Annotated in this window: 19 protein-coding genes and 1 tRNA gene; 15 read left to right on the plus strand and 5 right to left on the minus strand. The window is 60.6% G+C overall.

Annotated features, from left to right (window positions below):
* Positions 1 to 4: 4 nt before the first annotated feature.
* The 9 genes from ASF14_RS16660 to ASF14_RS16695 all read left to right on the plus strand — a co-directional run bounded on the left by ASF14_RS16660 (position 5) and on the right by ASF14_RS16695 (position 12486).
* Positions 5 to 2347, plus strand: coding sequence for a hypothetical protein (locus ASF14_RS16660; RefSeq protein WP_156361260.1), 2343 nt, complete (start codon positions 5 to 7; stop codon positions 2345 to 2347).
* 269 nt (positions 2348 to 2616) lie between these two features.
* Positions 2617 to 2970 (plus strand): hypothetical protein, encoded by a 354-nt coding sequence (locus ASF14_RS16665; protein ID WP_156361261.1) that lies wholly within the window; start codon positions 2617 to 2619, stop codon positions 2968 to 2970.
* Complete coding sequence (locus ASF14_RS16670; RefSeq protein WP_056437629.1) at positions 2970 to 3650, plus strand: hypothetical protein; 681 nt, start codon at positions 2970 to 2972, stop codon at positions 3648 to 3650. The genes ASF14_RS16665 and ASF14_RS16670 overlap by 1 nt, the downstream gene beginning before the upstream one ends.
* Positions 3651 to 3666: 16 nt before the next feature.
* On the plus strand, positions 3667 to 4116 hold the full coding sequence (locus ASF14_RS22610) for a DUF6950 family protein (protein ID WP_082442301.1): 450 nt from the start codon (positions 3667 to 3669) through the stop codon (positions 4114 to 4116).
* Positions 4109 to 5740 (plus strand): hypothetical protein, encoded by a 1632-nt coding sequence (locus tag ASF14_RS16680; protein ID WP_082442302.1) that lies wholly within the window; start codon positions 4109 to 4111, stop codon positions 5738 to 5740. The genes ASF14_RS22610 and ASF14_RS16680 overlap by 8 nt, the downstream gene beginning before the upstream one ends.
* A gap of 10 nt (positions 5741 to 5750) precedes the next feature.
* A complete protein-coding gene (locus ASF14_RS16685; RefSeq protein WP_168371558.1) occupies positions 5751 to 11687 on the plus strand; it encodes a hypothetical protein in 5937 nt (1978 codons plus the stop codon).
* Between the two features lie 25 nt (positions 11688 to 11712).
* Positions 11713 to 11982: a hypothetical protein gene (locus ASF14_RS16690; RefSeq protein ID WP_056437641.1), complete on the plus strand. Its 270-nt coding sequence runs from the start codon at positions 11713 to 11715 to the stop codon at positions 11980 to 11982.
* Positions 11975 to 12145 (plus strand): hypothetical protein, encoded by a 171-nt coding sequence (locus ASF14_RS21670; protein WP_156361263.1) that lies wholly within the window; start codon positions 11975 to 11977, stop codon positions 12143 to 12145. Before ASF14_RS16690 ends, ASF14_RS21670 begins: the two co-directional genes overlap by 8 nt.
* The gene (locus ASF14_RS16695; protein WP_056437644.1) at positions 12142 to 12486 is read left to right on the plus strand and encodes a hypothetical protein; all 345 of its coding nucleotides are present in this window, start codon (positions 12142 to 12144) and stop codon (positions 12484 to 12486) included. The genes ASF14_RS21670 and ASF14_RS16695 overlap by 4 nt, the downstream gene beginning before the upstream one ends.
* A gap of 141 nt (positions 12487 to 12627) precedes the next feature.
* On the opposite strand, the gene ASF14_RS16700 is transcribed toward ASF14_RS16695, so the two are convergent.
* The 5 genes from ASF14_RS16700 to mutL form a co-directional block, all read right to left on the minus strand.
* Positions 12628 to 12858, minus strand: coding sequence for a hypothetical protein (locus ASF14_RS16700; RefSeq protein WP_056437646.1), 231 nt, complete (start codon positions 12856 to 12858; stop codon positions 12628 to 12630).
* A 280-nt stretch (positions 12859 to 13138) separates the two neighbouring features.
* On the minus strand, positions 13139 to 14761 hold the full coding sequence (locus ASF14_RS16705; protein ID WP_056437649.1) for a hypothetical protein: 1623 nt from the start codon (positions 14759 to 14761) through the stop codon (positions 13139 to 13141).
* Positions 14761 to 15012: a spike base protein, RCAP_Rcc01079 family gene (locus tag ASF14_RS16710; RefSeq protein WP_056437653.1), complete on the minus strand. Its 252-nt coding sequence runs from the start codon at positions 15010 to 15012 to the stop codon at positions 14761 to 14763. The genes ASF14_RS16705 and ASF14_RS16710 overlap by 1 nt, the downstream gene beginning before the upstream one ends.
* A gap of 397 nt (positions 15013 to 15409) precedes the next feature.
* Positions 15410 to 17110: a recombinase family protein gene (locus ASF14_RS16715; protein ID WP_056437655.1), complete on the minus strand. Its 1701-nt coding sequence runs from the start codon at positions 17108 to 17110 to the stop codon at positions 15410 to 15412.
* An 11-nt stretch (positions 17111 to 17121) separates the two neighbouring features.
* Complete coding sequence (gene mutL, locus ASF14_RS16720) at positions 17122 to 18906, minus strand: DNA mismatch repair endonuclease MutL (protein WP_056437658.1); 1785 nt, start codon at positions 18904 to 18906, stop codon at positions 17122 to 17124.
* 147 nt (positions 18907 to 19053) lie between these two features.
* Between mutL and ASF14_RS16725 the strand changes: the two genes are divergently transcribed.
* From ASF14_RS16725 to ASF14_RS16750, 6 genes are all read left to right on the plus strand, one after another.
* Complete coding sequence (locus tag ASF14_RS16725; RefSeq protein ID WP_042482832.1) at positions 19054 to 20094, plus strand: rod shape-determining protein; 1041 nt, start codon at positions 19054 to 19056, stop codon at positions 20092 to 20094.
* 24 nt (positions 20095 to 20118) lie between these two features.
* A complete protein-coding gene (mreC, locus tag ASF14_RS16730; protein WP_056437661.1) occupies positions 20119 to 20988 on the plus strand; it encodes a rod shape-determining protein MreC in 870 nt (289 codons plus the stop codon).
* The gene (locus tag ASF14_RS16735; protein WP_056437662.1) at positions 20985 to 21509 is read left to right on the plus strand and encodes a rod shape-determining protein MreD; all 525 of its coding nucleotides are present in this window, start codon (positions 20985 to 20987) and stop codon (positions 21507 to 21509) included. The genes mreC and ASF14_RS16735 overlap by 4 nt, the downstream gene beginning before the upstream one ends.
* 2 nt (positions 21510 to 21511) lie before the next feature.
* Positions 21512 to 23578, plus strand: coding sequence for a penicillin-binding protein 2 (mrdA, locus tag ASF14_RS16740; protein ID WP_056437665.1), 2067 nt, complete (start codon positions 21512 to 21514; stop codon positions 23576 to 23578).
* Entirely contained in the window at positions 23575 to 24687 is a 1113-nt protein-coding gene (rodA, locus tag ASF14_RS16745) for a rod shape-determining protein RodA (protein WP_056437668.1), read from the plus strand. Before mrdA ends, rodA begins: the two co-directional genes overlap by 4 nt.
* Positions 24688 to 24792: 105 nt before the next feature.
* Positions 24793 to 24868 (plus strand) — tRNA-Lys (locus ASF14_RS16750).
* Positions 24869 to 24932: the final 64 nt, after the last annotated feature.

Here is a 24932-nt window from a genome sequence, read left to right on the forward strand (position 1 = left end):
CAGCATGGCAAATGTTGGTAGTCTCGTAGTTGATCTCGCGCTCGAAAGCGCTCAGTTTATCGCCGGTCTTCGGAATGCGTCGCGCGCGACGCAGCAGACCGCATCGCAAATCACGAATGCGATGAACATCGCGAAGAATGCCGCTATTGGCTTCGCGGGCGGCTTCATCGGCGCATTCTCTTTCGACATTTTACAAGAACGCATCCAAGAAGCGTTCGACTATGGTGACGCCATCGTTGATCTCGCTGACCGTACCGGCGCGACGACTAAGACGATTCAAGAATTCCGCTATGCCGCCCAGCTTTCCGGTTCATCGGTTGAGAATGCCGATGCGGCGGTTGGAAAATTCGCAAAGAACCTTGGCGCGGCGCAGAACGGCAACAAGGCGCTAACGAAAACCTTCCACGATCTTGGCGTCAGGAGCGCGGATACCGACACCGCCTTGAAGCAGGCGATGGACGGTATAGCGAAGCTCGGCACCGTGACGGCCCGCAATCAGAAAACAATCGAGCTATTTGGCAAATCAGCGGGCGACCTCACCCTTCTGATGTCGGATGGTTCGAAGGGCTTCAACACCCTCGCCGATGCCGCAGAATCCTACGGGATCGTGCTGGACGACCACCTGTTGCGCAACGGCGGGCAGGTGAATGACCAACTCGACACGATGAAGATGATCGTCAACGCCCAGATGGCGGGCGCGATTATCCAGAACGCCGACGCCCTGATGGCACTGGCGAATGCCTTCACGCAGGCCGCGACCGCTGCCGCCAACTTTTTCGCACAGATGGACGTGCAGAAGCTGATGTCTACTCAGCAGAGCAACCCGCTGAAATGGGATGTGCCGCACGTCATCGGCGCGCGGATGTCAGGCAAGTCCATTGAGCAGATGCAGGCCGATGACCGCGCGGAATTGAAAAAGACGAAGGCCGGTCGCCAAGCGCTGCATGATGACCTCACGCGCCGATACAACGACAACATCCGGGCTGGTCGCAATAAGAATGATCCCGACATGCAAGCAATGCGGGGCGAGCGGGAAGACATTGCCCGGCTAGAGGCACGGTCTCGGCATGGCCTGAGGGTCACGCCAACAAAATCGACCAATGCCCTTCTCCCCAAACCTGACGCAGCTTCAAAGAAAAAGACCGGCCAGACGCTGAAAAGTGATGGTGAATTATCAGCGGCATGGGACCGCACGTTTCTTGGCGCACGCGCTGACCTCTATCGTTCGCAAGAGCGAATGACCAACGATCCGACCGAGCGTCAAGACCTCGCCGCAAAGCAAATTCGCAATCGCTATTACATGAATGCCGATGACATCGACATGCAGACCGGCAGCGATAAGGAAGTGCGGGAGGGTAAGAAACGTTACACCGCTGCCCAAGCCAAACTGTTGAAGGAAATCGAGCGCGAAATATTCAACACAGAATATGACGCAACCATTCGGGATCGTGATGCAGAGATTGCGCGGGATCAGCTTGACCTCGCATTGGCGGGAAAGCAACTCGACGCCGACATGCTCTCGGCAGAAATGGCGCTCACCCGCTCGACACGGGATCGTCGCGACAAGTCGTTGGCGCTGGTTCGCAACCAGTTTGATCAAGAACGTCTCCAGCTTGAACACACGATTGAATTGGAAAAGCTCGGCAAGGCAACGCGCGCAGAACGCGAGGCGGCTGAAGCTCGATTGAAGGCCCTGCCCGCCCTCCAGAGCCTCGCCGAAGACGGCGTTCGGCATCAGAACCAATCGCCGTTAGAAGCTTATCTTGACGCAATCCCGAAGACCACAGACGAACTCAACGATGCGTTCGAGAATGTCGAAGTCGAAGGCCTGAAGTCGCTTCAAGATGGACTGATGGGCATCATTGATGGGACGAAGAGTGTCGGCGAGGCGTTCACCAGCATGTCGAAGACGATCATCAATGGTTTGATCAATATTGGGCTTCAACAAGCAATAATCAAACCGCTCGGCAATCTGTTGTTTGGCGGTGGTGAGGGCGGCGGCTCAGGCCTGTTGGGGTCGATTTTCGGAAACTTGCTGAAGGGATTGAAGGGTGCGCGCGCAAACGGCGGCATGACATCACCCGGCAATTACCTTGTAGGTGAACGTGGCCCGGAAGTCGTGGGCATCGGTGCCAACGCACGGGTGACGAACAACAGGGAACTCCGGTCGCTTGCCGCCAATGATAACGCGGGTGGACTTCATATCAACATCAACGGGCCGATCACGAGCAATGACCCCGCCATGGTCCGCGCTATGGTGGCAGAGGGCGTGATGTCAGCAGTGCCGCTCATCACGAGGCAAGCGACCGATTCCACGCTCAAGAAGCTGCAACGTCGGACGATCTAAGCCCACGAGCTAAATATCTCGTGGCCAGTTTCCCTATAGATTTCCCCATATATTCGCCCGCGACCGAACGCCTTGTTCTGGATCGCGTCCAATCCGCGACTGAATCGCCGTATTCGAAAAAGGTTCAGGTCGTTCACCAAGCCAGTCAGTGGAAGTTGTCTTGGTCGTGGCCACGGATGCGCATTCCTCGCGCTGAGGTAATAGCGGCTTGGGGCCTGAGCCTCCAAGGTATGGTCGGTTCATTCCGCTTCTATCCCAATCGCACAATCGTGAGCGGCCTGACGGGGCGCACCGTCGCGACCAAGGCCTATGCCACGAACAATGCCGTCAGCGTCGCGGGATGGGCCGCAGGGGCTCTCTCGACGCTTCGAGTGGGCCAATGGCTTACGATCGGGGCGCAGCTTCTCAGGATTACGGAAGCCGCCGCTGTGGCGGACGCAAATGGCCGTGTCACGGTGCGCTTTGAACCGGCACTTCGGGCAGATTTCGCCGCCGGGACAGCGGTGGAGTTCGCTCGCCCCTTCGGTGTCTTCCGTCTCGCGACGACCGATAGCCCTGCATACACGCTCGACCCCGATCGCATCGCGGACTTTGGCACGATCGAGGCGCGTGAGGTCGTCTGATGCGCGACAACATGACGCCGCAGGTGATGAGCGCGATCACCGCCCCCGCCATCACGTCCTATCTCGCCGCAAGGCTGGAATTCGCCAACGAAACGCTTTTCGTCTGGACTGGCGCACATCCGATCCAGCCTACAGGATCAGGAGACAGCCTCCTTGATGGCAACACGTTCGAACCCGTCGCGAATGGCGTTGCGGTCCAAATCGGCGACAACACGTTCAGCTATAGCGGCTCGGACGAATTCACGATCAGTTTAGCGGTCCCCGCCAGCCCCAACGTCACGCTTGCGGCAGCGGAAGCCCTCCCGGCCGAATACCTCACCCGCCCTGCTACTATATGGCGCGCCATCCTGATCCCGCAGGCCGATCCGCTCGCACAGCCCATTTGGATGTTTCGCCGAGTCCGAAGCGGCGCGATGGATAAGGTCGAAATTCAAAACGATGGCCGATCACACAACTTCACGCTGACGATTGAGAGCCACCAGTCGCTTGTCTCAAACGCGACTAATCAAACCTATCTCGACCAGAAGAAATACGACTCCACGGATACATCTCAAGATTATGCCGCGAGCATCGCGAACGGTGATCCCGCGCCCGCAAAGGCTGTCACGAACAGCAGCGGCACGGGTTACGGCGGTAGATCACCTGACGGAAGCGTGTACCAAAATCAGGTAGACTACTGATCGACCTAAATAGACGATGGAATCCATCGTCCGTTACCCCGATTGGGAAGACCGTCTTAGAACATATCTTGACCGCGTAGAATACGACCCGTTCGTTTGGGGGCAGCATGATTGCGCACTCTTCGCGGCATCATGCGTCAGAGCGCAAACTGGGGTTGATCCCGCCGCCGCATATCGCGGGACCTATGACACCGCCAATGGTGCGCGCACCGCACTACGCGAGCGTGGCGCGGGTACACTCCTCAGAACCGTAAAATCTTGGTTCGGCGAACCCAAATCTGTTCACTTCGCACAGCGCGGCGACATCGTGATGCGCGATGCCACCACAGTTGGCGTCTGCGTCGGCCAATTCAGTTTCTTTGTCGGTGAGGAGCAAGGCCAAGACCGTCTCGCGATAATCCCGACCCGCGATTGCCGGTACGCCTTCACGGTGCCCTTCGAACTCTCGGTCGTATCCAGTGAGTAAGGTCATCAAATCGGTCGTGATGATCGCCGTGGCGGTCGCGGTCATCGTCTATGCCGCTCCACTTCTTGGCGCAGTTGCATCGCTCTACGGCGCGTCCGCAGCCGTCGTCACGGCCATCACTTCCACGGTCGTCGGGCTTGGTGTTTCGCTCGCTCTCGCGGGTGTCGGGACACTCTTCCGCAAAGCCCCCCAGAGCGTCAGCCAGTCGATGGCCGACCGGCTTCAAAATTCCGTTGTTCCCTCTGCACCCCGCAAGATCGTCTTCGGTCGCACTGCCGCAGGCGCAGATGTTCGCTTCTTCGAAACATGGGGCAACAAGAAGGACCGTTATGCGCAGGTGATCGCGCTCGCGTCGCACAAAGTTACGATCCGCGACATCTACCTTGAAGATGACCTGACATGGTCGAATGGGATGCTTGTAGCTCACCAAGATGGAATCAACTTCATTCGCGCGATCGGTGAGGGTTCGGCCGTAAACGCTCAGGCGCTCGGCACCGGGGCCTTATGGACATCATCGTCGCGCTTCACCGGTTGCGCCTACCTCGCAATCGACTGGAAACTTGACCAAAAGGCTTGGCCGCAGGGTTTGCCGCAAAAAGTCATCACAGTTGTTGACGGTTGCCCTGTCTATGATCCCCGTCTTGATTCAACGGCAGGTGGTTCGGGACCACACCGCGCCAGCGATCAAACAACGTGGGAATTCGTCCACTCTGGTATCGAGATTGGCCGCAACCCCGCCCTCGCCCTCCTCACCTACCTGATTGGCTATCGCCTCAACGGCAAACTGTTATGGGGCATGGGCATTCCGCTCAACCGCATCAATCTCGACAACTTTCGCGTCTATGCGAACGTCTGCGAAGAGCGTGTCGTCACCGCTGATGGCTCGACCGTGCAGCGCTACACCGCCGATGGGATCGTATCGACCGCCGATACCCATGAGACGGTGTTGTCCGCCCTCACCGCCGCCATAGGGTCGTGCAAACTCACCGACGTGGGCGGCACATATGGGCTTGTGGGCGGCTATGACGACACGCTTGGTCCGAAACAGGCCTTTGACGAAAGCGATTTGGTCGGCGGCATCAACTCCCCTGCCTCCTATAGTTGGGTGCCCAGCGGTCCTGCCCGCGAGACCTACAACATCGTGCGTGGCCGGTTCGCCGATCCCGCCCAGCTTTTCCAATTGGTCGATTGGGGCGTCATCGAGACGGACAACCTCCCTGATGGTGTCCCGCGCACACTCAGCCTCGACCTTGGCTTCGTCTCTCGTGCGGAAACTTGCCAACGGATCGCCAAGCAGTTCTTGATGCGGGAAGCCAAGACGCCCGGCTTCTTCACCGCGACATTCGGTCCAAAGGCGTTTGCGGTTCAGGTCGGGAGCCTCGTGACGCTAAGCCTCCCTAGTCAGGGCTGGAACAACAAACTCTTCCGCGTGCAGTCTCAGACCGAAACTGACTTGATGATCTTTCAGATGACGCTCCGGGAAGAATCTTCGGAAGTCTATGCGTGGGATCGTGAAGAGAAGCCGCTTCCCGCCGTCATTCGTCCGGGCGGCTATGATGCGAGTGCATGGCTTCCTGTTGAGGGGCTTCGCCTGAGCACCGCCGCCTATCAAGGGGTCGGCTGATAAATAACGTGTGAGCGAAGTTTCAGAAATCAAAGTCGAATGGACCCCGCAGAATTCAGGTCGGGTGTCGAGCATCCAAATTCAGTCTCGTATCCGTGGCCAATATACGGGTGCGGAAGAAGGCTGGACTGAGCAAGCCGCTGCCCATGATCCCACAGCGGGCAGCTTCACCTTCTCCAGTAATGCGCCCGGCACTGAAGTTGAGGTTCGCGCCCGCTATCGCATGACCAGTGGCGTTTATGGGGCGTGGTTCCAAGATGGGATCAGGACTGCCCGCGTCACCATTCCCTATGTCGATTTGACGGGTACGCCATCAAGGCTCTCAGACATCAATCCCGGTGAGGGCGGCAAGCTCGGCGGGATTGCACCCGGCGCAGATGTCACGCGCGACAATACGGCCAAGGATACGTCGAATGTCAGCGGACGACCTTCCTCCACCATCGTCGCGGGCATCGATAAACTCCCCACAATTCGCGTTGACATCGACAAAGCGTTGGCGGCGGGTCAGGCGGTCGCAGATCGCGAGATAGCTGCGGCCACACCGCCCGGATCGCTGTCGAACATCCAATGGTTCAGCACACTGACGGACGCGGGCGCTGACGTGACGCTCACGTGGACCGCCGCGAAGGATGCGACCAGCTATGAGGTCGAGCTTTCCGAAAATGGCGGGGGCGCGATTGTCTTTGCAGCGCCCGCCACGAGCTATCGGTTCGCGGGTAAACGAAACACCTCGTATTCTTCCCGTATAAGGGCGCTCAAGATCAACGTCGCGAGCGGTTGGGTCAGCGCACCTTCGTTTGCGACCGGCCGCGATACGGTGGCTCCGGCGGCTCCCACAGGCCTGTCGGCGGTCGGGGGTATCACTTGGATTGACGTGGCGACGGTCGCGCCCAGTGACAGCGATCAGGCGAAAATTCGCTTCACGCTCTATCGCAGCGACAACGCGAAGATTGCAGAAGCGACCGTTTCTGCCACGGCCAATACGCGCGCGGAAACCCGCTTTTCCAATCTTGCGCGTGCCGCCGCCTATTACGTGGCGGCGGTTGCCCTCGACAGTAGCGACAACGTATCAGCCACGACCGCGAATGTCCCGGTCGCCACGACCGGCGGTGTTTCGCTGGATGACCTTACACCGGGGTTGGTGCCACCGCAGACCGTCACGTCTTTGCCCAGCCCATCGGGTTGGACCGGCTCGCCTGTCGTTTTCTATGCGGGTGAACTGTATCGCTTATCGGGTGGCGGGTGGACGAAGTCGGTAAGTGGTCAGGACATCGCTCCATCGACCATCTCGACTGAAAAGCTGGTCAACAGCGCGATCACCGCTGACAAACTGGCGATGGGCTCTGTCACCGAAACGCGCTTGGCGGACTTCTCCGTCGCGAATGTCAAACTCGCTCCAAACTCCGTAGACGCATACAAGATCATCGACGGCGCAGTTGGAAACACCAAGATTGCGACCGCCGCGATCACCGAAGTCAAAATCGCCGACGATGCGATCAGTGCGCCCAAGATTCAGGCAAATGCGATCACAGCGGACAAGATTGCTGCGAACACAATTGTGGCCCGAAACCTTGCCATTGGAAATTTTGACAACATAATTCCAGATGGCGGATTTTTCGATCCCGGATTCTGGAATGGAAAAAATTTTTCGGGTGGCTATGGCAATAACACTGTCACTGTCCGCCCGCAGAATAGCCAATGGCGATTTGATAGAACGATATACATCGATCCGACCGATGCCGCTTGGTATACGCCATTCTTTACAGTCGAAATTGGCGCGACCTACAAGCTCGACTATCAAATCTACATGAGCCCAGATTTCAACGGTTGGCTCAACATCTCCCTTCATATGCCCGGACTATATTGGCTCGGGATAAGGAAGGGCTTCGCCGGGATCGACCCTACGGCAAACTATAGCGGCGACAGCCACACATTCCATCGTGGTGACACCAACTTCAATCCCGCTCCGGTTATATTCTCGATACCGTCTGAGGCCAGCAATCTGACGCGCAATACCCAATTCCGGTTCGATGGACATTGGACGACCGGCTACGTCGAATTCATGGTTCGGATCGTTCGCGTGAGCGACGCCACTCTGATCAAAGATGGCGCGATCACGACGGACAAGATCACCGCCGGAGCGATCAACGCCGACAAGGTGTCGGCCGGTGCAATTCAAACCCGCCATCTCTCAGCGGCAACAAAGCCAATCTCTTTGGTTGGCTGCAACATCCGTTATCAGGACGGCGCGGTAAGATGGGACAGCGGCTATATCTTGTTCACAAACGCAAACGGTGATTTCGTTAGCAGGCCAATTTCAGCGAACTCGATTAACGGAGGCGCATCCGCCAGCTCGCCGATGTTTATCCAATACTACATGCCGGATGAACGGACGTGGCTCGACTACAATAACGATGCGACATATTTTGCCTCACCGAATTGGCGGCAAATCGCGATTTGGTATGGTGGCTCCAACTTAGCGGTCCATGCCGGAGTTGGCACCATTCTGAATGGCGATCAGATCGTCACCGGATCGATAAACGCCAACAAGCTAACAGCCCGCACCATTGAAGCCGGACATATCAGAGCCGGGACGATCAGCGGCTACGAACTTGCCGCTAACACCATCTCGACCAACAATCTCGTGGTCGCTTCGCGTCCGGTGTCGATGTCTGGCATTAACATGCGCATCACCACCGATGGCGTTTTACGGTGGGACGCGGGCAATGTTCGCATCGTCAACACCGTGGGCTCCACCGATACATACAACATCAGCGGTGGCGAGACGGGATCGCACGATTGCATGGTCGTCTATGTGCCGGGGCGATCATATTTCGATGTCGTGGGGGATCGGAATTTCTTCCTCCCAAATAGTGAGCACATCAAAATCGCAGATAGATTTAATGGGTCTTTGAACGTCTATGCTGGCGTATCAACCATTATCAACGGCGAGCGTATCGTAACGGGCTCGATTAATGCCAATAAGATCGTTGCTCGGACTATTAGCGCAGACCGGCTCGCTGCCAACTCCATCACCGCAAATGAAATTTTGACTGGCACTATCACCGCTGCCCAGATTGCTACCAGCGCGTTGACCGCCCGTGTTTTGGCCGTGGGTAATCCAGACAACGTCATCGGCGATGGCGGCTACAACGATCCTGCTTGGTGGAATGGCGGGAATGCCGACAATCGCCTCAGCGTTGGCGAGTCCGGTATGAACGAAACGGGACGCGAACTCAAAATTACGTCATCGGGGCGAACGGATTATTACTCCATGTTCTTCCCCGTAGAGCTTGGGGCTACCTACCGTGTGAGCGTCGGGGTCTACACATACGGCGACTTCAGCGGCAACTTCCGCCCCGTGATCCACATGCCTGCGTGGGCGTGGTTGAGCCTCAAGACAGGCTACGGGATCAATCCCGAAGACGCAAATCCGGCGGTCAATTGGAACGCAGCGAGCAGCTATTTTCGGAATGAGTTCACTATCACCAATCCCGCAAATACGCTTGCGTGTAAGCAGTGGCAATTCCGACTTATCGGTGATTGGAGCGGAACACTCGCGTTCACATGCAAGATTGTGCGCGTCTCGGATACGACGCTGATCAAAGATGGCGCAATCACCACGGACAAGATCACCGTCAATAGCTTGAACGGCGACCGCATTACAGCGGGCACTCTGAGCGCTGAGAAGATCGCCGCGAATAGCGTGATTTCCAATACGGTCACAGTCGCTAATACAAGCGGAAATCTTGGTGACGCAGTAGAGCGAGCGCGTGACCCTGCCTATCGTATCAATAATGGCGTCGGGACCCAGATCAATCCGGGATTAATCAATATCTCGGGTGGTACGACGTTGGCGAATTGGCGTCAGGGTGGCGATGATACGCGGATCGCTGGCGGCTCAATCAGCGCCAACACGATCAGCGCGAACAAGCTGACGATCGGCAATCGCGCCATCTCGTTTATCGGCCTAAACTTTGAGTGGAACCCGGCAAATAACTGGGTGTCGTGGTCAAACGGCTACATCTATTATCAAGACGACAATGGCAGCCCGCGCGCCCAGTTCGTAAATCCGGGCAACACGGGCGGCGCGAACCCCCATCGTTTCTTCTATTGGGTAAAGGATGGTGGGTACATCTATCACACCCAATCCGAACAAGAAGCTTTTGGCGGGTCTGATCGCGTGATGCTGGGATCATGGTGGGGTGGTTCAGACCTAAACATGACTTATGGTGGGACGATAATTAACGGCGACAGGATCACCACAGGGTCGATCGACGCAAATCGCATCAAGGCCAACACCATCTTGGCCAATACCGTCATCGTAGGTGGCCGTGGAACGGTGGACTCTGCTTTTGATAGCGCAAAATGGTCTGGTGTTTCTGGCGCTGGAAAGCCGCAGACCTTTACGGTCGGGGCAAGAGGCAACCGAACTTCCTCTCTTCCATCCGGCTACAATCATGGTCTTCGCGGACCTGACGGACAAGTCTATTGGGATGGCTCGTATCCTAACTTGCGAACTGACGCGTATAACCGCAGTTACACTGTTTGTTGGACGAACGGCGGCGAAGTTTGGGGCATCCGACATTTTGACGTTTATGGTAACGGCACGGTCGCTTACGAAGGCGGCTATGGTTCATCGGCCGGGAGTATGGCGCAGCTTCTTCGCGACATCTCCTTTGGTTCAACCATTGTGATCTATACATCTGATGAGCCATCGGGCAATCGCCTGAATGAGGGGCTTGCGGCTGAGATGTATAATTGCGGCGCAAGCCGCTCGGTCTTCGGAAGTTCAAATTTCCCCGCTTGGTCGTCTTACATTCTGATCGGCCAAAAAGGCGTCGGCGAGGGTAATGGCACCGAATATTTTAGCGCTGGCGGACCCAGTAGCTATGTCCGTGCGACGTTCTCTATCGTGAATGGCGTACCTTCAATTGGTGGTGCGTCGATTAAGGATGCGCGCGACTTAGCGTTCAGTGATGGACGTGGCGTGGACGTTCTTCGTGGCGTGGCGGAAGGAGCTACGGTTGGTGCGCCGTCCGGCACCATGGTTGGCAATACTGAGGCCCAGACCGTCACGAATTGGGCCTACACGGGTCAGCAGGACCCCGCCGGGCGCATCAATCGTGGGGAAACGACTACGATCAATGGCGGGCGCATCACGACTGGTTCAGTCACGGCGAACCAGATTGCTGCCAACACGATCACCGCTGATCGTCTTAATGTCACGAGCTTATCGGCACTCAGTGCAAACATCGGGGACGTGACGGCGGGCGTCGTACGCAACGCGTCAGGTTCGGCGAAATTCGACCTAAACGCGGGCCGCATCATCTTTGACAACGGCTCGGTTATGAAGGTGTCTGGCAACGGCTTTGGGTCGAGCGGGCAATTCATCGAGTGGTTCGGGCCGCGAAAAGCGAACCTCGCCGACTGCACCGAGGCCAATGCGAGCTACTATCTGAAGACTGACGGCAGCAGCTATTTCGGTGGTAGTTTGTCCGCTGGCACGACGAAGAACGCGATTGGCACAACCAGCACGGCTACAAATGCGAACGTCACCACGGGGTCGGTGGGATCACGCGGCGGGACGCGCGTCGTCGTGCTGAGCTATAGTTGGTCGTGGTCGCAAAGCGTTGACAAATTTCAGAACGAAGGGTCAGGCAGCGACCTGTCCGCACAAATCGTCCTGTCGAGAAATGGTGCGGATGTCGCCACGCTGACCGCGACCGGGTCATGGTATCGTGATCCCGCTTTCAGTGCCGATGAACCCGGTAGCTATCGGGAGGGTATCGGCGGATCACTCACGTTCACTGATAACTCGGGTGGCTCCACCGTGACTTACTCTGCACGCCTTACCAGTCGCAACACCGGGCCGGGACCACAAAACGGATCGACCAGAGGCGGCATTGCGACACAGAACATCTCCATAGTCCAGACCGAGCAGTGATGGATGGCGTTCAGCTAAATACAGAATGTCCACCACCACACTTTCAGATGCCTACGAGGTAGTCACCGATTTTCATAAAGCGATTTTAGAAGAATTAGTCGAAGAGCAGGCGCGGAGCGCAGCCGCCTACGGCGTAATCCTTGCGAAATTTCCAGAAGCCGCGAAGTCAGGTGTAGTTTATCAATGCGCTCAGCAGTGCGCGAACCAATCTGGATACAACTATCAGTTAGCGATGCTGCGGCAGCAATACGGCCTCGATCAATCGACGCAGATGGCCCCGGTGGCGAATGCGTAAGCGCTCATGGCAGCGGTTGGGCGCGACCGCGATCCATTATGCTAAGATCGTCTGGGAAGTCCCTGCCGTTAAGAGCGTCGCCCTGACGTGGCTCATTCGCGCTGGCCTGTCAGCATCAGGCGCTGCCGCCCTGACCGCGATCGTGGACGCGGTGGCGCGATGATGTTCGAGACATCCTCGTTGATCGAGTGGGCAGCGGGGCTCGCCACTGTTTCGACCGCCGCAGGGCTTATCGTCCGTGCGATTACCAAGGAGGCGATGAACAAGATCGCTCTTCTCGCTGACAAGCATGACGACCTGAAACATCAGATCAAGAACCAGACCGCTCGCATCGACGCGGTCGAACATCTGCGGACGGCGGATGTCGAGCGGATCGTCAAATTAGAAAGTGCGGTGCAGGCGATCGACAAAGCGATGGAGCGGGTCGAGCGCGGGCAAGACAAGCTCACCGACATCGTCAACGATCGCTTCGACACGCTGGCCGACGCTATCCGCAAAGCCTGAGTTCACTTCCACACTATCTTCAATAACGTAGCGCACGCGAAAAGGGCGAATGGTGCGCATACCACGACGATCGCCGCCATAGCGTAACCGGGCTTACCGCCGTCAATGAACGCCTTAACGATGTCCACAAGGGCCTGCCACTTATTCATCGGCAGTACTCCGGGGCAAACGCTTGAACCCGCTACGCACCCATCGATACACCATGGCGACCGACCCAATCGCGACACTGGACGATCCCAGTTCGTACACGACCAACACGATCGCAGTCAGCGCCGTTACCAGCACCAAAAGCATAAACGAGAACAGGACGGCAGGGCGCTCGCTTTTATCGAGCAGGCCGACCAACCTCACGATCATATCGGGAACCGTCATACCGCAGCTTCCACGAAGCTAACGGAATTGGTATGCCCTCTGATAAGGGAGATAACGTTATCCCCGAAAAGCTTATCAAAAAGGTTGATAGGAAAGATAGCGAATGAATATCCACGATCAACAAACTGTTGACAGGTCGAATAAGAAACTCTAACCAAAATCTCATAGTAGGTCATCGCATATCACCGCATTGAAAGCGCAACGCCGCCCGGCTAGCGCAAGAACTTCGCGGTATAGCACACCCTTTACTTCGCGACAACTTGCCGCTTGCCGCCGCCGTTTATAGGTTTGCGATCAGGGGTTTCAGTGGCTTGATGATCTCAGCCCAGATGTCGTGAACGACGCTTTCGGGATGTGTCCCGTCCGTCGTGGGTGAGGTGGCGAAAACCGAGCCAACTGCATGGGCGTAGGTGGGCGCGATACTCGCAGCCAACGTCGCCGTGAAGCTCCCCCCGCCATTGTCAGTCACAGCAGCAACGTTACCCTTGATCTCACTAGAAGAGGTGCCGGGCTCGAAATAGCACGCCGACCCAACAACGGGCGCAATGGTCGCGTTAATCGTCACGCTTGTCACAGCCACGCCCGCCGTCAGCGCCGTCGCCAACGTTCCCGCGCCAGCCTTCACAAATGCGAGACGCGCCCACACTGGAGCCTGACCAGTGAACTGGACATCCGGGCGCAACTCACGCTGCCCGCCGCGAAGATCGACAACCATGGCGAGTGGTGCCGGACTCGTGTTGACCAGCCATTCGTTAAATTGCTCCAAGGCGACGCCCGCCGTGAAGGGGCGCGGGTCCTGTCCCTCCAAAGTCGTGTAATTGGTCGTGGCCGACGACGTGACGCGCGTGCTGACCGTGGATTGAATGATTGGGATACCGGGGAACGTCGCTGCAAGGAAATTCCACCACGCCTGTGCCCGGACCTTCATCAAGGCTAAGGCGTCGTCCGGCGTCGTGGCGCTAACCATACTGGAGAAATCGTTGCGCAGGCCTTGCGACCAGATATGGCTAAATGGCCAGCGTCCGCCGTTCATGTCCCGCGCGGCGGCTAGCATGGCGTATCGCAGGCTGAAGCGGTTGCTGCCCGGCGTCACGTCCATAAGGTCTTCCATCGCTGCGCCGTGATGACCGAAGTTCGCCACCCCAAATGAACCCTGCCCGGACGGATCGCCCAGTGCCTTTACGATCCCGCCGACAAGCTGGCGCGCGTCGAACCGCAAGTCGTTCTGTTGCGTGATGGAATCACCGATCAATAGAACGGAGGGTGTCGAGCCGTTGTACGGGATAAGGACGCCGTGCGGCTTATAGCCGCGTAGATTGTCAGGCGCGCTGCCAGTGATCGTGCCGCCGTTCAGGTTCGCAGCGACAGGCGCGCTATTGCGGCGGCGATACTCGCCAAAGACGGGATCAGCGTTCCAGCCTGTTGGACGCTTGCCACCGCTTGGCGTGGTCAGAGAGACACGGTGGAACCCTCCTGCAAAGGCCGGGCGCGCATCCTCGATCGCAAAGCCGCCATCCGCCATCGTGATCGACGACATACCGCCAAATGTGCCAGCGACGCGCGTCCCACTGCCATTCGCAGCCGTGAAGGTCACGCTCCCATCGATGGTATTGGTATTGCCGGGGGGCGTTTCGAGCGCCGTGGGTCCCGCGCTGTCAACGGAGTTGAAGCCAAAATTCAAATACACGAACCGGTGCCCTGCCGGTTGAGGGGGCATGAAGTTGTCAGCGACTTCGTTCAGAAAGCCACTTGCGGGAGCATAGGCGAGCGTCGTCGTCCCGTTCCCGACCGTGCGATATGGCGATAAGCCGAAGACCAGATCACCAGCTTTTGGGCGCGTAGGAATGCTGCGGAAAAGCGTGGAAGAAAGGCTACCAACGCCTATACCCAGATCAATCTTCATCAGGCGAGGGCCACGATGTTGGTGGCGGTGCTGGCAGTGGTCACGCGCAATACGCGGATTGGCAAGATCAGGCCGCTGGGAACGCTCTTGAAGGTGACTGGCGCGCCGTCCGCCATGAGAACAGTCAGGTCGCCGCCACTGCCGATATACAGGGCCTTGGATGTCAGTGCGAGATCGGTCCCCGCGATGACCGTTACAGCGGATCGCGCAGGAGAGGTAGGTGAGTCAGCATAAGCAGAGAAGTTGTCCATCTGCTATTTAGCATGATTGCGCGCGGGCCGATTAGAGCCACCCCAACATTCGGCCTGCTACCCCCAAAGCACTGATACCGCTCGCCCCTACCACCAAGTAGCCACGGGTGGAGCCCGCACGCATTCTCAGGATGACAAGCGCCAAGATGGTCCATCCGGGGCCACGCTCCGTCAGCTTATTGAGAACTGATGCTTCATGGATGTTCACCGGGCGCTCCACCGTCAAAAATCGAAATTAGATTTGTGACGCTGGGTGCAAAGCCGCACTGCGATGATTAATAGGGATCAGATTTTTGAATTGGCGTCAACCGGTTGACCGGCGCACTTCTCGCAAAAATATGCGGCTAAAGGGCTTGACAGCGAATTTTCAAATGCGCAACCACCTGTATTTACAAGGTTATTTACTCGATAGGTCCGGACAAACTCGACGCAAATAACGCGCTTCTCTGACATCGTCGGTCGCATTGTCGCGCATCGAATGCATCAGGTCGAAATCCCAAACTCGTGGAGCGGCGCGCCCCCTGCCCGCCTTCACGCTGATTACCCGTCGTCCACCAACGAACTTCACTATCGACACGCCATCATCGCGGCAGTCGATCCGGTCGATAACAGACCGAAACCCCTGAGCGACTTTCAAGCGAGCGGTCGTCCGCTCTTCATCATCTTCGGCTTCCAAGTTTTCACGAATCGCGTTCAGGCGACTGATGTGTTCCGCCGCCGACACCTTCCCTGCCGCCATCGCGCGCGACGCCCGCAATTCGACAATCTCAGCCGCAATTGCTTCGGCTTCCGCCTCACGTTGCCCCGCTAGCTTCTGCGCAATGGCGCTCGCGCCCGCGTTCATCCAAAGCTCTTCAGCCGCCTTGTAGGCGATGTCGTGATCCCGCTGACGGTCTGCAATTTGGATATCAAGGCGCGCCACGTCTTCGCGGCGGGAGAATGACGCATCGTCCAGCGACAGGTGGAGCGCCGAATCGATCAACGCTCTCTCCAGCGAGACGTACGCGATGGTTCGCTTGTTCGAGCAGCCACCATCGTTCGCGATTGGGCAAACGAGCGATGCCGCCTTCGTCTTGGTTGGCGCTTGCTCGACGCCATTTCGAACTCGAACGTAACCGGCGCGACGACCATTCCGGTAGTTCATTTTCGCGCCGCATGTCGCGCAATGCGCCAGCCCCGCAAACAAATTGGGGATGTCAGCCTTGTTTCCCGCAACCGCCTTACGATCAGCGGCAGCGGTTGAAACACGGGCAAAAAGATCGGGGTCGATGATACGAGGATAATAATCGCGGATCGGATCACCCACGGGGACACGCTTGTCGCCTACCATCCGCATTGGCTGATGATCGCCAGTCACGGCGGGGTCGGTTAGCATTCGAACCAACGTTCCTCGCGACCATGCGCGCGGCGTTCGATTTGCGAATCTCGCCCATGGCTTGATACCGCGTTCGTTCAGCGAACGGGCTATGCGCTGCGAACCCATCCCGTTATCGGCAAGCTCGTAAATCAGGCGGACGGTGTCGTCGCGATTTTCGAAAACCTCATAGCGCGATCGGTCTTCACTGATTCGAAGCCATGCAGGACATAGAGCGCTCACCGGCTTCTTCGCCTCTGTCATCGCGGTGCGTCGTGCATCCCATTTTGCTCGACCATGGCTCGACTTCTTGGCCGATTCTTCGTGGTTCATGCGCAAGCGAACGATCAGTTCGATCATCGCGGCGAATTCGATGGGCTGGTAGGCTTCATAGAGCCGGTCGCCTTCGACAGTGGCAATCGACAGCCCACTCTTTGTCAGCGCGCGAATCAGGTCATAAGTCTCGTTATGATCCTCACGGCTGAGGCGGTCGAGGCGTTCAATCACCAACACCTTGCCGACGTGTAGACCGTCTCGGGCTTCGCGTTCGAGCGTCCCAAGCGCGGCATTCGCGAGACGATGATGGCCTTTAAATCCCGACCGGCCCTCATCCTTGAGGATCGTTTCAAGCGTCCACCCCTTAGACTCTATATATGGAGTGCACGTCCGAAGCTGACGCGGAATCGAATCGCCCGTGGCCTGAGCGTCAGACGAAAACCGCGCATATATAATAGCCTGCATCATTCGACCTCACTTTAACGCCCGAACAGCTTCGCGAGCGATTGTGAGTCGAGCTTTACCCAGGTCGGGCGGCCATGGTTGCACTGGCCGGAATGGGGCGTGACTTCCATTTCGCGCAGCAGCGCATTCATCTCGGCAACCGACAGGATGCGGCCTGCGCGCACCGAGCCGTGGCAAGCCATGGTGGCGGCGACATGATCCAGCCGTTCGCGCAGGGATAGCGCCTGGTCGAAGGCGGCGAGTTCGTCGGCGAGGTCGGCGACCAGCCCCTTGGGGTCGCTCTGCCCCAAGAGTGCTGGCGTGGAGCGGACCAGCATCGCGGTCGGACCGAAGCGTTCGAGGTCGAGGCCGAATTCCGCCAGTTCCTCGGCGCGCGCTTCCAGCCGGTCGCAGGCGGGTTCGTCCAGTTCGACCACTTCGGGGATGAGCATGGCCTGCGAGGCCACCCGGCCGCCGGTCAGCGCGGCGCGCATCCGCTCCAGCACCAGCCGTTCATGCGCGGCATGCTGATCGACCAGGACCAGGCCGTCCTCCGCCTCGGCGACGATATAGGTCTTGGCGACCTGCCCCCGCGCGACGCCCATCGGATATTGGCGAACCTCCGGCGGGGAAGCGAAAGCCGCTTCGGCACGGGCGAGCGGCGGGGGCACTGCAAAGCCGGGACGCGGCGCGAAAAGCGACTGGCGCTCCATGACCCGCGTCTCGGGCGCAGACGATGCCCAGTCATCGGCGACCGGGGCGGCGGCCACGGGCGCAGCGACACTCTCTGCCTGCCACATGGCCAGTGCCGAGTCCGGCGGACGCTGCACGCTGCGATGACCCGCTTCGTCCAGCGCGCGACGCAGGCCGGATACGATCATGCCCCGGATCAGCGCAGGATCCCGAAAGCGCACCTCGGTCTTGGCCGGATGGACGTTCACATCGACTTCCGACGGCGGCATGTCGAGGAAGAGCGCCACGACCGCGTGACGATCCCGTGGCAGCATCTCCGCATAAGCCCCTCGGATCGCGCCCATTAACAGGCGATCGCGGACCGGTCGGCCATTGACGAACAGATATTGATGGTCGGCGATACCCCGGTTGAACGTCGGCAGCCCAGCGACCCCGCCCAGCGACACGGTGTCGCGCACCCAGTCGATCGCGACCGAATTCTCCGCCAGCGCTCGGTCGGTCAGGCCAGCCACGCGGCCGGGCCGCTCCTCGCCGCCCGGCACCGTCAGCACCCGCCGACCGTCGTGCTCCAGCGTGAAGGCAATATCGGGCCGCGCCATCGCCAGGCGGCGCACCATGTCGAGGCAGGCGGCATATTCCGAACGCGGCGAGCGCAGGAACTTGCGCCGCGCCGGGACCCGCGCGAACAGGTCCTCCACCACGATCCGGGTCCCCGGCGGCACGGCGGCGGGGCCGTCGCGCAGCACCTCGCCATTGTCGACGACACGGCTCCACCCGTCGCGGCCCGCCGGTCTGCTTTCGATCGTGACCCGTGCGACGCTGGCGATCGAGGGCAGCGCTTCGCCGCGAAAACCCAGGGTCAGAACCGATTCGATCGCTTCGTCCAGCAGCTTGGACGTACAGTGCCTCTCCAGCGCCAGCGCCATATCCTCGGCCGACATGCCGCACCCGTCATCGGCCACCTCGATCCGGCCAATGCCCCCTTGCCCGATCGTCACCGCGATCCGGCTGGACCCCGCATCGATTGAATTTTCGACCAATTCCTTCAACGCACTGGCGGGCCTTTCCACCACTTCACCGGCCGCGATACGATTGACGAGATGGGGAGGCAGACGCCGTATTGACATGCGGCAAACCCTAGCCCAAGCGACGGCATCCCGCGACCCCGCAAATGACGGTGCAGGTGCCTTTTAGAGGCTCTTGGGACGGCTCTTGGCGGCGGTTCGGGATATGAAATGCGCCCACCCGGTCCACCAGACGGAACGAAAGCCTCGATGCCTCTCCCCCGCTTCCTGAAATTCATGTCGCAAGACATGGCGATCGACCTCGGCACCGCGAACACCGTGGTCTATGTCCGCGGACGCGGCATCGTGCTGAACGAGCCGTCAGTCGTCGCGGTCGAGACGATCAACGGTATCAAGCGCGTGAAGGCGGTCGGTGACGACGCCAAGCTGATGATGGGCAAAACGCCGGGCAATATCGAGGCGATCCGCCCGCTTCGCGACGGCGTGATCGCGGACATCGACGTCGCCGAACAGATGATCAAGCACTTCATCCTGAAGGTGCACGGCCCCCGCAAGTTCGCGCGCTGGCCCGAGATCGTGATCTGCGTGCCGTCGGGTTCGACCAAGGTCGAGCGCCGCGCGATCCGCGACGCCGCCTCGAATGCGGGCGCGAGCCAGGTCTTCCTGATCGAGGAGCCGATGGCCGCCGCGATCGGCGCCGACATGCCCGTGACCGAGCCGATCGGCTCGATGGTCGTCGATATTGGCGGCGGCACGACCGAAGTCGCCGTCCTGTCGCTGCGCGGCCTGGCCTATACCACGAGCGTGCGCGTCGGCGGCGACAAGATGGACGAGTCCATCGTATCCTATGTCCGCCGCAACCATAACCTGCTGATCGGCGAAGCCACCGCCGAGCGGATCAAGCAGGAAGTCGGCATCGCGCGTCCTCCGGCCGACGGCATCGGTGTGACGATCCAGATCAAGGGCCGCGACCTCGTCAACGGGGTGCCCAAGGAAATCCAGATCAACCAGGGCCAGATCGCCGAGGCGCTGTCCGAGCCGGTCGCGACCATCGTCGAGGGCGTTCGTGTCGCGCTGGAAAACACCGCGCCCGAACTGGCCGCCGACATCGTCGACCAGGGCATCGTCCTGACCGGCGGCGGCGCGCTGCTCGAAGGGCTGGACGAGGTGCTGCGTGACGAGACCGGTCTGCCGGTGACGGTGGCGGAAGACCCGCTGACCTGCGTCGCCCTGGGCACCGGCCGTGCGCTGGAAGACCCGATGTATCGCGGCGTCCTGCTGAACGGCTAACCTCCAGCATAAGGGGACCGGCGCATGGCGCCCGCCCGCGACCGTCGCACCGGTTTCTCGCGACGGCGGCAATATGGAGCTTTCCTGGCCTATGTGCTCGCGGTGGCGGGTGCGGTGGTGGGTGCGGTGCTGCTTGTCGCATCGACCTTCAACCCGCCCGCCTTTGCCGCCCTGCGCATGACGCTGGGCAGCGTGACCGCGCCCATCTCGGGCACGTTCGTCGCGATCGGGGACGCGGTGAGCAGCGTTCCCGATGCGATCGGCCATTATTTCTTCGTCCATTCCGAAAACGACCGGCTGCGCGCCGAACTGGAGCAGTCGCGCAAGGTCCTGCTGACGGCGCGGACCATCGCCCATGACAATCGCCGCCTGCGGCGTTTGCTGGCGGTGCGCGACCGTACGCCCGACACCGTCGTGACGGCACGGCTGGTCAGTTCGACGGGGGCCAGCGGCCGCCGCTTCGCGCTGCTCAACGCAGGCCGCTGGCAGGGCGTGGAGCCCGGCATGGCGGTCCGCGGGCCGGAAGGACTGATCGGGCGCGTGACCGAGTCGGGGCCTGCCGCCGCGCGCGTCCTGCTGCTGACCGATCCCGAGAGCATCGTGCCCGTGCGACGTACCCGGGACGGCATGCCCGCCATCGCCGTCGGGCGGGGGGACGGCACGCTCGACGTCCGGTCGGTGGCGACCAATGTCCGGCTGGGCAAGGGCGACCTGTTCGTGACCTCCGGCACCGGCGGGCTCTATGCCCCGAACATCCCGGTGGCACGCGTCCGCACCGATGGTGGCGACGTCGCGGTGGCGCGTCCCTTCATCCATCCCGACACGCTGGATTTCGCGATCGTTCAGCGCGCCTTCATGCCGATGCCGCCATCAGCGCCGGCACCCCGGCCGTGACCCTCGACGCCTATAACCCCTTCGACCCCGGACTGCCCCCCGCCCGCGCCCGTGCGCTGCCGTGGCTGACCGTGATGGCCGGTTCGCTGACCGCCATCGTGCCGGTGGTGGCGATCGTGCCGTTGCAGCCGCCAATGGGCTTGCTGATGCTGCTCGCCTGGCGGCTGGTCGCGCGTTTTGCGCTGCGCCTGTGGGCGGCCGCGCCGCTCGGGCTGTTCGACGATCTGGTATCGGGGCAGCCGCTCGGCTCCGCCGTTCTGCTCTGGTCGCTGACCTCACTGGCGATCGATCTGTTCGAGCATCGGCTGGTATTTCGCGACTTTTGGCAGGACTGGCTGATCGCCAGCGGCGCCATCGCCTTCTGCCTGATCGCCGGGCGCTTCCTGGCCGTGCCGGTCGGCGCGCAGGTCGATGCGCCGCTGGTCATCCAGATCGCCATCACTATCCTGCTTTTCCCGATGGCGACGCGCCTGGTCGCGTGGATCGATCGCAAACGCGGCCGGAATGAGGTAGGGGCCTGAGCATGGATCGCCCCGGCCGGATCATGACCGAGGCCGCGCAGGCCTATAGCTTTTCGCGTCGCGCCTTTGTGCTGGGCACGGCGCAGGCGGGCGTCGGCCTGATGCTCGCCGGGCGGATGGCGTGGCTGTCGATCGCGCAGAACGAAAAGTACAACCTCCTCTCCGAGAGCAACCGCGTCAACACGACGATGATCCCGCCGCGTCGCGGCTGGCTGATCGACCGGCATGGCATGCCCATCGCCAACAACCGGACCGACTTCCGCGTCGACATCATCCCCGACAGGCTGGAGGACAAGGACCGGGTGCTGGAACTGCTCCGCCGAATCCTGAAGCTGGACGACGAGGCGATGAACCGCATCCGCCTCGACCTGGAACATGCCGCGGGTTTCCAGCCGGTACAGGTCGCCGAGCGGCTGGACTGGGAACGCTTCGCGGCGGTCAGCGTCCGCCTGCCCGAACTGCCCGGCGTGCAGCCGACGCGCGGCTTTGCCCGCTTCTATCCGGCCGGCCCCGCCGTCGCGCATCTGACCGGCTATGTCGGCACGCCGACGGCCGAACAGTTCAAGGCGACGCATGACCAGTTGCTCGTCACCCCCGGCTTCAAGCTGGGCAAGGACGGGCTGGAAAAGATGCTGGAGCCGTATCTGCGCGGCAAGCCCGGCGCCAAGCGGGTCGAGGTCACCGCACGCGGCAAGGTTGTGGCCGAACTCGCCACCCGCCCCGACACGCCCGGCCGCAATATCCGTCTGACCATCGATGCGGGGTTGCAGGAATATGCCGCCCGTCGCTTGGGCACCAATTCGGGGTCGGCGGTAGTGCTCGACTGCCGCACCGGCGAGACGCTGGCGATGGTGTCGATGCCCGCCTACGACCCCAACAGCTTTTCGGACGGGATCAGCCATCTCGAATGGTCGATGCTGTCGGAAAACGATCACGTGCCCTTGATGAACAAGGTCACGCAGGGGCTGTATCCACCCGGCTCGACCGTCAAGCCGATGAACGGCCTGGCGCTGCTGGAGGCGGGCGTCGGGGCGAATGACCGGGTGCTCTGCACCGGCGCGATGCGGGTCGGCACCGGCGTGTTCCACTGCCACAAGCGGGGCGGGCACGGCGCGCTGAACCTGAAGGGTGCGATCGAGCAAAGCTGCGACATCTATTTCTACGAGATGATCCGGCGCATGGGTTATGACCGGATCGCACCGATCGCGCGGATGGTCGGGCTGGGCCAGAAATTCGACCTGCCGCTCAGCACGCAACGTTACGGCACCGTGCCCGATGCGGCGTGGAAGCTGAAGAAATATAAGACGAAATGGACCGTTGCCGATGGCCTGAACGCCTCGATCGGTCAGGGCTATGTGCTGGCCAATCCGCTGCAACTGGCGGTGATGGCGGCGCGGCTCGCGTCCGGGCGACATCTCCAGCCCAGCATGCTCGCGCATCAGGTTCATCTCGACGCACCTGCCCTGCCCGTCGCTTCCGAGCATCTGGCGGTGGTGCGCGACGCCATGTTCGGCGTGGTCAACCAGGGCGGCACCGGCGGTGCGGCGCGGATGCTGGTGCCCGGGGTCAGCCTGGCGGCCAAGACCGGCACCGCGCAGGTCCGCCGCATCACCATGGCCGAGCGGCGCATGGGCGTGCTGAAGAACGGACAGCTGCCCTTCAAGCTGCGTGATCACGCGCTGCTCGTCTGTTTCGCTCCCGCCGACAATCCACGCTACGCCGCCGCCGTCGTGCTGGAGCATAACGGCCATACCGTGCGAAATCTGGACGCGCCGCTGATCGGCCGCGACATCATGACCTATCTGTTCGACCGCGACCGGGCATTGGCCTCGCTGGCGGAAGGTGAACCGACCTGGGGCGGTGACATCACCACCCGGATGCGCGCCGAGGAAGCCGCCTACCGCGCGGCGCATGCGCCCCAGCCCGCCGCCGCCGCGACCAAGACCGATGCGGGTGCCGCGACCGATGCCCCCGCCGTCGAGGCCGCAACCAATGTCTCCGACGCGCAGGCCGAGGCGATGGCGACGCGCGAAACCGATCCCGAAGACGCAGGCGACCCCAATCCATGAGCGGCCCCCGCATCATCCCAGAACCGATCGCGCAGCTGCCCTGGCGGGTCATCCTGCTGGTTACCGCCATCGGCTGTTTCGGGCTGGTTGTCCTCTATTCGGCAGCGGGCGGCTCGCTGACCCCCTGGGCCAAGCCGCAGGGCGTGCGCTTCTTCGTCCTGCTGGCCGGATCGCTGGTGCTGTCGCGCCTGCCGCTCGACCTGTGGCGGCGGATCGCCATGCCGGGCTATCTGGTGCTGGTGGTCGCCCTGGTGTTGGTCGAACTGCTCGGTGCGGTACGCGGGGGCAGCCAGCGATGGCTGGACGTCGGCTTCATCCGCCTCCAGCCGTCCGAACTGATGAAGCTGTTCATCGTGCTGGGCGCCGCACGCTTCTACGAACTGATGCCGCCGGCCGAGACACGGCGTTTCTCCGGCATATGGCCCGTGGCGGCGATGATCGCGGTGCCCGCCGCGCTCGTCATGAAGCAGCCCGACCTCGGCACTGCACTGATGATCTGTGCGGGCGGCGCGACGGTCATGTTCCTGGCAGGCGTGCCGCTTCGCCTGTTCATCGGCGGCGCAATGGCGCTGGCGGTCGCGGCACCGCTGGCGGTGAATTTCGTGCTGCACGATTATCAGCGCAACCGCGTGCTGATCTTCATGAACCCGGAAAGCGATCCGCTGGGCACCGGCTATCATATCAGCCAGTCCAAGATCGCGATCGGGTCTGGCGGCATCTGGGGCAAGGGGTTCCTGAACGGCACCCAGAGCCATCTCGACTATCTGCCCGAAGGTCATACCGACTTCGTCTTCGCGACCATGGCCGAGGAATGGGGGCTGGTCGGCGGCTGTTTGCTGATCCTGGCCTTCATCCTCGTCATCCGCTGGGGCCTGAACGTCGCACAGGCGGCGCAGACGCGTTTTGCCCGACTGACGGCGGCGGGGCTGTCCACCACCATCTTCATCTATGTCATGGTCAATCTGATGATGGTCATGGGCTTGGCACCCGTGGTCGGCATCCCCCTGCCCCTGGTCAGCTATGGCGGATCGTCGCAGATGACGGTGCTGTTGTGCCTGGGCATCCTGATGGCGATCGACCGCGAAAATCGTCGCCCCGCACGTTGGTAAGGCAAAAAATCGGCAAAAAGCATTTGCAAAGCGGCGGAGGCCTGCTAAAGGCGCGCCTCCCGATCACGAGGCGGGCCGCCGGACGGCCTGACGAGCGTGACGAACGGACGCATAGCTCAGTTGGTAGAGCAGCTGACTCTTAATCAGCGGGTCCTTGGTTCGAGCCCAAGTGCGTCCACCAGTTTCTCCAACGGCCCTGCAGCGATGCGGGGCCGTTGTGCATTGGGCTCCCATGGCCCACCAGC

The sequence above is a fragment of the Sphingomonas sp. Leaf257 genome, from assembly GCF_001422185.1.
Lineage (GTDB): Bacteria > Pseudomonadota > Alphaproteobacteria > Sphingomonadales > Sphingomonadaceae > Sphingomonas > Sphingomonas yabuuchiae.

Coding starts and splice junctions, on each gene's coding strand:
- ASF14_RS16695 (WP_056437644.1), top strand. CDS start 12,142: ATGATGTTCGAGACATCCTCGTTGATCGAGTGGGCAGCGGGGCTCGCC.
- ASF14_RS16700 (WP_056437646.1), bottom strand. CDS start 12,858: ATGACGGTTCCCGATATGATCGTGAGGTTGGTCGGCCTGCTCGATAAA.
- ASF14_RS21670 (WP_156361263.1), top strand. CDS start 11,975: ATGCGTAAGCGCTCATGGCAGCGGTTGGGCGCGACCGCGATCCATTAT.
- mrdA (WP_056437665.1), top strand. CDS start 21,512: ATGGATCGCCCCGGCCGGATCATGACCGAGGCCGCGCAGGCCTATAGC.
- ASF14_RS16710 (WP_056437653.1), bottom strand. CDS start 15,012: ATGGACAACTTCTCTGCTTATGCTGACTCACCTACCTCTCCTGCGCGA.
- ASF14_RS16725 (WP_042482832.1), top strand. CDS start 19,054: ATGCCTCTCCCCCGCTTCCTGAAATTCATGTCGCAAGACATGGCGATC.
- ASF14_RS16715 (WP_056437655.1), bottom strand. CDS start 17,110: ATGATGCAGGCTATTATATATGCGCGGTTTTCGTCTGACGCTCAGGCC.
- ASF14_RS16690 (WP_056437641.1), top strand. CDS start 11,713: ATGTCCACCACCACACTTTCAGATGCCTACGAGGTAGTCACCGATTTT.
- ASF14_RS22610 (WP_082442301.1), top strand. CDS start 3,667: ATGGAATCCATCGTCCGTTACCCCGATTGGGAAGACCGTCTTAGAACA.
- ASF14_RS16670 (WP_056437629.1), top strand. CDS start 2,970: ATGCGCGACAACATGACGCCGCAGGTGATGAGCGCGATCACCGCCCCC.
- rodA (WP_056437668.1), top strand. CDS start 23,575: ATGAGCGGCCCCCGCATCATCCCAGAACCGATCGCGCAGCTGCCCTGG.
- mutL (WP_056437658.1), bottom strand. CDS start 18,906: ATGTCAATACGGCGTCTGCCTCCCCATCTCGTCAATCGTATCGCGGCC.
- ASF14_RS16705 (WP_056437649.1), bottom strand. CDS start 14,761: ATGAAGATTGATCTGGGTATAGGCGTTGGTAGCCTTTCTTCCACGCTT.
- mreC (WP_056437661.1), top strand. CDS start 20,119: ATGGCGCCCGCCCGCGACCGTCGCACCGGTTTCTCGCGACGGCGGCAA.
- ASF14_RS16660 (WP_156361260.1), top strand. CDS start 5: ATGGCAAATGTTGGTAGTCTCGTAGTTGATCTCGCGCTCGAAAGCGCT.